The sequence below is a fragment of the Schnuerera sp. genome (genome assembly GCF_035459645.1).
Classification (GTDB): domain Bacteria; phylum Bacillota; class Clostridia; order Tissierellales; family Tepidimicrobiaceae; genus Schnuerera.
On the sequence record NZ_DATHXO010000395.1, the window covers coordinates 1 to 3156 of the forward strand.

At 32.5% G+C, this 3156-nt stretch carries 4 protein-coding genes; 2 read left to right on the plus strand and 2 right to left on the minus strand.

The features are described from left to right. On the plus strand, positions 1-192 hold a 192-nt coding region (locus VK998_RS09350; RefSeq protein ID WP_325227865.1), incomplete at its 5' end, for a hypothetical protein. Here VK998_RS09350 and VK998_RS09355 read toward each other — a convergent pair. Both VK998_RS09355 and VK998_RS09360 read right to left on the minus strand, forming a co-directional pair. After that, the gene (locus VK998_RS09355; protein ID WP_325227866.1) at positions 189-434 is read right to left on the minus strand and encodes a hypothetical protein; all 246 of its coding nucleotides are present in this window, start codon (positions 432-434) and stop codon (positions 189-191) included. The two genes, VK998_RS09350 and VK998_RS09355, sit on opposite strands and share 4 nt — an antisense overlap. Before the next feature lie 212 nt (positions 435-646). Further along, positions 647-1525 carry a LysR family transcriptional regulator gene (locus VK998_RS09360; RefSeq protein ID WP_325227867.1) on the minus strand — a complete coding sequence of 293 codons (879 nt, stop codon included), beginning with the start codon at positions 1523-1525 and terminating at the stop codon, positions 647-649. Positions 1526-1704: 179 nt separating this feature from the next. On the opposite strand from VK998_RS09360, the gene VK998_RS09365 reads away from it, so the two are divergent. After that, entirely contained in the window at positions 1705-2724 is a 1020-nt protein-coding gene (locus VK998_RS09365; RefSeq protein WP_325227868.1) for a YeiH family protein, read from the plus strand. Positions 2725-3156: the final 432 nt, after the last annotated feature.

The following is a 3156-nucleotide window of genomic DNA, read 5'->3' on the forward strand; positions in this document are numbered from 1 at the left end:
GACGATTCCACCTCGCGATTTGCACAGATGGTTGCGCGCACTGGTGGTGCATCTGCACAGTATCTGCGTGATGCGGCTCACGCTGCGGCGGAGGTCAAACGTGTTGCAAGTCTGGCTGCCGAGCAAGTTGCTACCGCAGCAGTTGTGGCTGCTGCATCTGGTGCAGAACTGGACCCGCCCGACATCGACTAAACAACCAGCATGTTTATTTCATTATAGTTTATGCTTCTAAAATTTCCATCTACCATCATAGTGTAGTATTTGCCGTTAAACTCAAAATAAAAATGTTTTAGTTCACCCTTAGGCTGATTGTTTAAAGAATAGATAGTCGATTTTAATAATTTTTGGTTTCCAATATAATATTCAATATCTGTTATTTTATCTCCTAACTCTTTAGTTATTTCATTACCATGCTTTTTATTTAGAATATCCACTGGCTTTAATGAATTTTTACAGTTCTCAAATCTTTAATTTGATTTCCACATCGTAATACATATACTATTTCTCTCCAGAACCAAATATAATCTTTACTTCACATATTTATTATTGATACATTTAATATTAGTTGCGTTTTTAATAATACTAAGGATAAAATTAAATACTATAATATTAAAAGTATTAGTGAGTTTTGTTCAAAATTGAGGGATCAATCCGAGTCCATTCGCATCAATTTTTGATAAAATAACTCATTTTTTTCTTTCATCAAACTATTGCTAGGATAAACAAAATATAATGGTCGTTGAATTGAATAATTTTGTATCGTAAGATAGCATAACTCTCCTTTTTCAACTTCTTGCTTTGCAACTTCTTCATACATAAATGAAATAGCATCTGAACTACTTAACATCTTTTTTATAATTCCAAAGCTGCTGATCTCATAAACTTTAGAAACTGAAAGTATAGAGTCATTATTTTGGTATAAATAATTTTTATATATTTCTCTGGTTCCAGACCCTTCTTCTCTTAAAATTAAAGGGTATTTATGAATTTCAGATATTGTAGTTTCTGAGCCTTCCAAAGGATGTCCCTTTCTAGCTACTGGAAGAAATTTAGTGTTATGAAACTCATAAAAATGAAATAATGATTTATCAAATATTCCTTCAATAAATGCACAATATAATTCATTATTTAGTAGCATTTCAATAATTGATTGTGTATTTTTTACTGTTACTGAAATTAATTCATCATTATTTCCCAAGTAAGAACTTAAATAAGGTGGTAAATAATAATCTGCTATAGAAAGCGTTGCACCAATCTTAATTGGTGTCTCCACTTTTTTAATTTGATTTATAAGTTGTTTTTCATTTGCAATCTGAAAATTGGCATAGTTATAGAAAACTTCTCCTTGTTCAGTTAATTTGACTGATTTTCCATTGATATCAATTAGATTACAACCATAATACTCCTCCAGTTTTTTTATATGCTGAGTAACTGCAGGTTGTGTTAAATTTAATTCAGCTGCTGCCTTTGTATAATTTTTATGTTGTGCTACTTTTAAAAATGTAAATATCTTAGTATCAAGCATATGTAACTCCTCTCTAGACTTGAAGAACTGCATTAAATATAATTACCTTCATGTAATAATCTCTTTTCCTTATCTTTATTCTTAACTATAACATACATTTATATATAATAACATATCATAATTTGATTTTATAGTTCTTTTCATATAGAATTATCCTAGAATATCAAAGGAGGGTATTTATGAAAAAAACACTTACTTACATCCCTGGTTTTATTATAGCTTTATTGATTGCTTCGTTCGCAAGATGGATAGAATCCTTGCTACCACTTCCTCTGATTGGAGATTCCGTTATTGCACTATTTATAGGAATGACAATTAATCAAATAAGGAAACCAAGCAAAATAATAGAGGCAGGTTTAAAATTCACTTCCAAAAAAATACTTAAGTTTTCAATTATATTATTAGGTGCATCTTTAAGTATCGGTACGATTCTTAATATTGGCCGTTTGTCTCTAACTGTAATGTTGTTTACTCTTCTAACTTGCTTTGGTGGTGGTTATTTTATTGGGAAATGGCTTGGTTTAGACTGGAAACTTTCCAACATGATTTCTGCTGGGACTGGTATTTGCGGAGGATCGGCTATAGCTGCTATGGCACCAGTTATTGAAGCAGAAGACAAAGATGTTGCTTATGCAATGTCAGCTACATTTCTATTTGATATGGCTATGATAGTATTATTTCCAATCATGGGTCGCATGATTGGATTAAGTGATATGGCATATGGACTATGGACTGGTACTGCCGTCAATGATACTTCAAGTGTAGTTGCTGCTGGATATGCATTTAGCGAATCCGCTGGAGATTTTGCAACCATGGTAAAACTAACCCGTACACTCTCCATCATCCCAGTTGTGCTGATCTTCTCCCTTATTAATGTACATGTAAATACTAAAAATACAGATGGAAGTATCGCAAACTATAATAATGTTAAAATTACATCATTATTTCCATGGTTTATAATAGCGTTTGTTGGTATGTCATTAATCAACAGTTTAGGTTTCTTCTCGATTGCTGTTTCTACAGGGTTGAAAAACATTAGCAAATTCTTGATGGTATCTGCTCTTGCTGCTATTGGTATGAACACTGATTTTAATGAAATGAAAAAGTCCGGTATCAATCCTATGATACACGGTTTTATCATCTCAGCCTTAGTAGTTGTTGTAGCTATTACTGTAGAATATTTTATGGGATTAGTTTAATAATTCGTTAGAAAAACTGGTTTGGCTATTTTGAAAAAATTTGCTCAAATTAGTAATTTACACCAATTATGTCAGCAAGAAATCCAGATAGAAATATTCACTTTTTTACTATAACATTTATTCTATATTATATGCCCATACTTATATAGCACCTTCTTCATCAATTTGTTAGTGTCATATCATTGGAAGGCAGACACGTGGGTCTGCCCCTACGCACAACTATGATATATTCTATATCATCGTAGGGGTTAACCACTGGTACGCAAAATAGAAACTGTATATCATATGAAACCGAATGGACACACAGGTCCATCCCTACGAAATATGATGTTTCCAATACTGTAGGGGTTGACCTATGTGTCAACCCGTTGATGCATATCATCATACACAAGCAGTGTTACGGTTTCAACATGCCTTGAGAGGATAATAATG

Excerpts from the sequence above, each read along its gene's own strand:
- VK998_RS09360 (WP_325227867.1), bottom strand. The coding sequence starts at position 1,525 with ATGCTTGATACTAAGATATTTACATTTTTAAAAGTAGCACAACATAAA.
- VK998_RS09365 (WP_325227868.1), top strand. The coding sequence starts at position 1,705 with ATGAAAAAAACACTTACTTACATCCCTGGTTTTATTATAGCTTTATTG.